The organism is Helicobacter marmotae, from assembly GCF_003364255.1.
Classification (GTDB): domain Bacteria; phylum Campylobacterota; class Campylobacteria; order Campylobacterales; family Helicobacteraceae; genus Helicobacter_C; species Helicobacter_C marmotae.
This window is the reverse complement of sequence record NZ_NXLR01000032.1, coordinates 1-6,312: the sequence shown is the minus strand read 5'-3', so window position 1 is coordinate 6,312 and position 6,312 is coordinate 1. Positions and strand designations below refer to the sequence as shown.

The 6,312-nt window shown below is 39.5% G+C and carries 9 protein-coding genes; 5 read left to right on the top strand and 4 right to left on the bottom strand.

What is annotated here, in order from left to right; translation table 11 throughout:
* Positions 1-781, top strand: a 781-nt coding sequence (locus CQA63_RS09085) for a glycosyl transferase (protein ID WP_244916291.1), incomplete at its 5' end; no start/stop codon positions are given.
* A gap of 461 nt (positions 782-1,242) precedes the next feature.
* Here the strand turns inward: CQA63_RS09085 and CQA63_RS09080 are convergent.
* From CQA63_RS09080 to rplU, 4 genes are all read right to left on the bottom strand, one after another.
* Entirely contained in the window at positions 1,243-1,584 is a 342-nt protein-coding gene (locus tag CQA63_RS09080) for a hypothetical protein (RefSeq protein WP_115511879.1), read from the bottom strand.
* Positions 1,512-2,039, bottom strand: a complete 528-nt coding sequence (locus CQA63_RS09590) for a hypothetical protein (RefSeq protein WP_147288781.1) — start codon at positions 2,037-2,039, stop codon at positions 1,512-1,514. Before CQA63_RS09590 ends, CQA63_RS09080 begins: the two co-directional genes overlap by 73 nt.
* A 423-nt stretch (positions 2,040-2,462) precedes the next feature.
* Positions 2,463-2,720 (bottom strand): 50S ribosomal protein L27, encoded by a 258-nt coding sequence (rpmA, locus tag CQA63_RS09070; protein ID WP_104700759.1) that lies wholly within the window; start codon positions 2,718-2,720, stop codon positions 2,463-2,465.
* A 12-nt stretch (positions 2,721-2,732) separates the two neighbouring features.
* Positions 2,733-3,047 carry a 50S ribosomal protein L21 gene (rplU, locus tag CQA63_RS09065; RefSeq protein ID WP_104700758.1) on the bottom strand — a complete coding sequence of 105 codons (315 nt, stop codon included), beginning with the start codon at positions 3,045-3,047 and terminating at the stop codon, positions 2,733-2,735.
* Positions 3,048-3,192: 145 nt separating this feature from the next.
* On the opposite strand from rplU, the gene pgp3 reads away from it, so the two are divergent.
* The 4 genes from pgp3 to CQA63_RS10600 all read left to right on the top strand — a co-directional run.
* Complete coding sequence (pgp3, locus tag CQA63_RS09060; RefSeq protein ID WP_104700757.1) at positions 3,193-4,020, top strand: peptidoglycan metallopeptidase Pgp3; 828 nt, start codon at positions 3,193-3,195, stop codon at positions 4,018-4,020.
* A 1-nt stretch (position 4,021) separates the two neighbouring features.
* The gene (locus CQA63_RS09055; RefSeq protein WP_104700756.1) at positions 4,022-5,026 is read left to right on the top strand and encodes an NAD-dependent 4,6-dehydratase LegB; all 1,005 of its coding nucleotides are present in this window, start codon (positions 4,022-4,024) and stop codon (positions 5,024-5,026) included.
* A 70-nt stretch (positions 5,027-5,096) separates the two neighbouring features.
* Entirely contained in the window at positions 5,097-6,152 is a 1,056-nt protein-coding gene (locus CQA63_RS09050; protein WP_233706684.1) for a radical SAM/SPASM domain-containing protein, read from the top strand.
* Positions 6,153-6,163: 11 nt separating this feature from the next.
* Positions 6,164-6,312: glycosyltransferase (locus CQA63_RS10600; protein ID WP_115511877.1), on the top strand; the 149-nt coding region annotated here is incomplete at its 3' end.

The window sequence follows — 6,312 nt, the reverse complement described above, 5'->3', positions numbered from 1 at the left end:
TGATATGCTAAGTCTTGATTGTATAGAGCAATGTGTAGAACATATTGGGGAGTGTGATATTCTTTGGCATGATTATACTTGTATTTATGAAGATAATATCTCAAAGGGGGAGTATGTAAGCTTATTAGAAACACTTCATATAACCCCAGACTTAGCCCAAACAAAGGCATTTCATACTTTAGAATTATGGGAGCAAATGGATAGTTTTAGCTTTGTTCATCAAGGGCTCTTTAGATACTCCATTTTAGAGAATCTAAGGTTTTTTACTCAACTGGCTAATGAAGATGCCCTCTTTGGAATGATACTTTTTGCTAAAGCCCAAAGTATCAGGCTTGGTAATTTTCAAGGGCTTATCTATAGAGTGCATACAGATTCTGTATCTGCCCATGGGGAAGCTCAAGGCATTTATCGTAAAAGCTATCCACTTTTTATGTATGATATACTTGATGGCTTTGGATTTGATGACTACAAAGTCAAACATTATTTTTTCTCTTATTCTTGCACATATGTTTGTCTTGGGCTTTTAGACTTTATTTCCACTTTACCCTCCACAACTCCTAATCCCCTTAAATCCAAACTCATAGCCTTTTTACAATTAAGGGCAATGTATGCCTTTGGTGGAGTGAGCTTTGAATCTGATCCTAAAAATATACGAGCTTTACTCAAGCCCTTAGAACCTTATATGCAAAAGGTAAGTTTCAATATCAAACTAGCCTACTATATGCCAAGATTGTATAGAATCTTAAAATTTATAAAAACAATATTCAAAAGGAGAGGCTAGATTTGTTTAAAATATTTGGGTTTATGCTAAGCCTTAAAAAGCAAGTACTCATAATTCCTCTATTTTTATTGTCTTGGGCTTGTCTTTGCCGTCATTGATTTAAAGTCTTGCTTCGTGTGGAATAATCCACACTTCGCGCCTAAAGCTTGACTTATAACCGCGCTTTGCGCGTTTATCAAGTCGTTTTCTAAGGGCTTTAAGTTGTCGCCTAAAGCGCCTTTTTTGGGGGGCACTATTTTGACTTTTCTACCCTTTAGATGGTTTGGATTTCTCCTACAAAAGGTAGTTAGTTTGTCATCTCTTGCAGACGAGCGTCAGTCCAAGCGAAGAAACTCTGTGTGAATCACTAGTGATTCGGGTAGAGATTCTTCGCCTCCTACGCTCCCTAAGACATGGCAAGAGGCAAAGTCACTAGTGATTCTTTAAGAGATTCTTCGCAATGCTTAGAATGACAAACTTTTTTAGTGTTTTTGAAAGAAAGTCTCTAGTAGATAAGAGAGATTCTTCGGGCATAAAGCCCTCAGAATGACAAACTTGGAAAATTTCTGGCAATCCAACAGAGATTCTTCGCCTCCGCTCTGCCCTCCCTCGTGATGCCAAACTAATTTCCCTTGCAGGTGTTTATTATGTGTGGGTTTCCCTTGCGGGTAGCTAAGTTTGTCATTCTGAGCCTGCATAGCAGGCGAAGAATCTCTGTGGGAATCACTAGCAGATTCTCTTTTTTCTTTTTCTATAAGGGGGAGGGGCTTGAATGTGCAAGTATGGGCAAGAGCTTCGCTCGTGCAGGCAAGCTCCAACCCCATAATAATATTCTTGCCCCCTTATATATCCCCCGCCCCGACGACGCTTTAAGAGGTGGCACTTCGTGCGATTTAATTTTATCGCAGTGAGAATATATCTCACTGCTGAAAGACGTTTGGGACTTATTGTCATTCTGAACCCCTGCAAGGGGTGAAGAATTGCTGTGGGCTTTCTGTGAAGCATTGCTTTTTGGAATGCTAGTAGATTTTATCCCGTTGTCATTCTGAGGGAGTGAAACGACCGAAGAATCTCTCTTGGCGACTAGTGATTCCTTTAGAGATTCTTCGCTTCGCTCAGAATGACAATAGGATTGGGATTGTCTAGTGGCTTTGTGAAGCGATTCTTCGCAATACTTGGAATAACGAAATGGCTGCCTTTCTAGTGAATCTAACCGAGATTTTCCACCCCCTAGCAGGGGTAAAGACATAACAAGTTGGCAGGTTTTCCAGTAATTCATTAAGAGTTTTTTGTCTCCGCTCATTCCCAGCAAAAGGCAAGAAAATTTTTATCTTAATCATTTCCCTCCACTAAGAGCTGAGAAAAGAATTTAGATTTTAAAGGCACAGATTCTTTACTTTGCCTAGAGATGACAAAAAGAACTTTAAGAATCCAAACTCCCAAAATGAGCAATGAAGTCTCAAAATACTACAAGTGAGAATTTTAAGATTAAGTGCCATCGAAGCTGTAGATAAATTTTTATTGTTGTGATTTGCTTAAAGAGGAATGAGAGGTATTAGCATACTCTACAACAAAGCATAGAAAATGGAAATACGCAAATTAAAAGTGGATAATCAGAAAATTGGCACTCCACAGAAAGCCACTAGAATATAAAATGCAGAAGCTAGCACATAATGAGGCAACCCCCATTATGTGTTACATTCTAAGAAGCAGAAATAACAGAAACCTTTTTACGATTTTTGTCTTTTTGCTGGAATTTCACTATCCCATCAATAAGGGCATAAATGGTATGATCCTTACCCAAGCCTACATTATCACCAGGATGCACCTTTGTACCCCTTTGACGCACGATGATATTCCCCGCACGTACAAATTGCGAGCCAAATTTCTTTATACCTAAGCGGCGACCAGCAGAATCGCGATTATTTTGTGTGCTACCTTGACCTTTTTTATGTGCCATATTTACTCCTTACTACTTCGCTATAATTTTGAGAATCCTTACACGCGTAAAATCACGTCTAAAGCCTCGCTTTGTTTTGCTATCTTTTCTTCTACGTTTTTTGAATGTAACGACCTTTTTAGCCCTACCTTCGTTGATGACCTCTGCCTCAATCTTCGCACCTGCCAATAATGGCGTGCCGATTTTGGCATTATCTCCATCAATAATAGCTAAAACTTCGTTCAATTCAACCTTTGACTTTGGCTCAAGGCTCATTTTATCAAGAAGCACCACGCTCCCTTCCATGACCTTGTATTGTTTGCCTCCATTCTTAAAAATTGCATACATTGATATGTCCTTGTGAATTGAAGTTTTTATTTAAGCATAAATAAAAGCCCGATTTTAACGCATAATTCTTTAATCTAAGCTTTGAATTGCTATAATCGCCAATCCACTTAAGGTATATATTTTCATACATTTTAAGGAGTATTTTATGAGGCATTGGCTTATCTCTCTTATGCTTGTATCGCTCTCCATAGCACTCTATGGAGCGAATCCTCCCATCTTAAAAGACGCATACAATGGCACCACTTTCATATATCACGCGGATAAACCCTTATCACTCACTTATGATGATAAGCCCTTACATTTCATCTCTAACCCCGCTAAAAAACATAGCTATATCGCCTTTATGCCCATAGGGTATTATGATAAATCATCTAAATTCATTAAAAATGGCACGGAAGTCATCGCTCAAGTGAATATTGTGCAAAAAGATTATAAAAAAGAGCAAATTAAAGTCGCACCAGATAAAGTGAGCTACCCCCAAGAAGTCGCCAATCGCATTGAAAAAGAGAGAGAAGATATGCTAAAAGTATATCGCACCATCACAAAGGGACGCTTGTGGGATAAGCCCTTTATAAAGCCCCTTAATTCCCTTATTACAAGCCCATATGGAAGTGCACGCGTCTTTAATGAGAGTATTAAAAGCTATCATGGAGGCACAGACTTTCGTGCGAGCATTGGGACAGATATAAAAGCAAGCAATGATGGGAGAGTAGCCCTCGTGCAAGATCGCTATCTTTCAGGTAAAAGTATTGCTATTGACCATGGGGAGGGACTTGTGAGTGTATATTTTCATTTAAGTGAATTTAAAGTGAAGCAAGGAGAGCGCATTAAACGCGGGCAGATTATCGCAAAAAGTGGAGATACAGGGCGTGTAAGCGGAGCGCATTTGCACTTTGGTATAGTGATTAATGGCACCAATGTCGATGCCCTAGACTTTATCTCACAAGTTGAAGATTTATTTCAAGGAGAATAATATGCGTATTCTTATCACAGGCGCTGATGGATTCATAGGCTCTCATCTTACCCAAGAGCTTTATAATCAAACCCAAAACCCACAATCCCCGCTTTATAAAGCCCATATCAAAGCTCTAAGTATATATAACTCATTTAACTCATGGGGTTGGCTTGAAGATATAGAGTGTATAAATGATATAGAAGTGCTAAGCGGAGATGTCCGCGACCCGCATTTTTGTAAAGCCATTTGCAAAGAGGTAGATATGATTTTCCACCTTGCAGCTCTCATTGCCATACCTTATTCTTATATCGCCCCAGATAGCTATATAGATACCAATATCAAGGGCACGCTCAATATATGCCAAGCCGCACTCGAATGCAATGTAGGGCGCATTATCCATACAAGCACAAGCGAAGTATATGGCACAGCTCAATACGTCCCCATTGATGAAACCCACCCCTTGCAACCTCAAAGCCCCTATTCAGCGAGCAAGATAGGAGCGGACGCAATTGCTATGAGTTTTTATAACGCATTCAATCTCCCTCTTAGCATTGCTCGTCCTTTTAATACCTATGGTCCAAGGCAAAGTGCGCGGGCGGTTATCCCCACTATCATTACTCAAATTGCCAATGGAGCAAAAAGTATCAAACTTGGTGATACCACGCCCACGCGAGACTTTAATTATGTCAAAGATACGGCAAGGGGTTTTATTGCAATCGCTCTAGCAGAAAATACTATAGGCGAGATAGTCAATATTGGCTCAAATACCGAAATAAGTATCCTTGATACACTTCATCTTATTAAAGAGCTTATGCAAAGTGATGTAGAATTCATCATAGATAAAGAGAGAATCCGCCCCAAAAATAGCGAGGTTTTCCGCCTATGTTGTGATAATGCTAAAATCAAAAGCCTTACAGACTTTCAGCCAAGCTATAGCCTCAAGGAGGGCTTGAGCGAGACGATTGCGTGGTTTAGCGACCCAAAGAATCTCGCCAAATATAAAAGTCATATTTACAATATTTAAGGAGTTTTCATGCTTTCAAACACAATCGATCTTGCAAGATTATTAGATTCTAATAAAATCCTCCCACATTATGAGGCACTCCGGGCAAAAATTGCTGCGGGGGGGGGGGATAGAGATAAACTCTCTCCCACCCATTGCCCTAGAATTCCATTGGTGTGCAAGTTGTAATTATAACTGCATACATTGTAGTTATGGTCAAAGAAGACAAAACAAATCCCGCCTCTCCCATGAAGTCATTACCCAAACGATAGAAGATTTAAAAACATTAGGAACAAAAGCGGTGTATCTCTCTGGTGGAGGAGAGCCTACCACTCTAAGCAAATGGGAAAGCTATGCCCAAAGCCTTATAGATTCTCAAATTGAAGTAGCCCTTATCACCAATTCAGTCGCCATAAAGCCCCAGCATTATGAACTTTTAAGGCAATTTAATTATATTGCTGTATCAGTGTATTCTACCAAAGAAGAGCAGTATAAAGCCATTGTAGGGGCAAATCACTTTCAAGGGCAGTTTGAGCTCCCAAGCAAGCTCAAAGTAGCAGATTCTAAGCTCATTGTGGGCGCACGTTGCGTGATTAACTCCATTAATTACAAAGAAATTTTTAATACCTATCAAAAAGCGATGCAAAAGGGCTTTGATTATATTATCTTTATCCCCGCTGTAGATTATGAGAAAAGACGCATTGATTTAAGCCAAGAGCAAAAAGAAGATGTATTAAACCAAATAGAAAAGGGCTTAAGCCAAATCAACCCCGCCACGACAAATCTGCTCAATGTGCGTAACAATGGCATTAGCCACTATGGCGCCTCCTACCTCCCTAAACTCAAAAAAAGCGTGATTTGCAATGCCATTATGATGCGTAGCAATGCTTTTGTGAATTATGATGGAGAAGTCTATCTCTGCCAACCGCTCATTGGAGATAAGCTCTACTCTTTAGGGAATCTCAATGAGAAGAGATTTAAAGATTTGTGGAATTCCCCAAGACATAATGAAGTCATCGCACGCTTGCATGAGAAATTTGCCAAAGGTGCGTGTGAAAACTGCCGTGCGATTTCTTATAATATATCTATTGATAGGGCTTTGCAGAGTATAAAACCTGATATAATCCCTAATGATAATTTTCTTTAAAGGATTCCCTTATGACAACCTCCAACAAACCTTCCACAACTTCTAAAGATTCTATCACTTCAAACCCCAAAGTCGCTATTATTGTGCCTTTTTATAATGTAGAGAAGTATTTGCAGGACTGCCTAGAATCTTGCATTCATCAAAGCTATAGCAATATAGA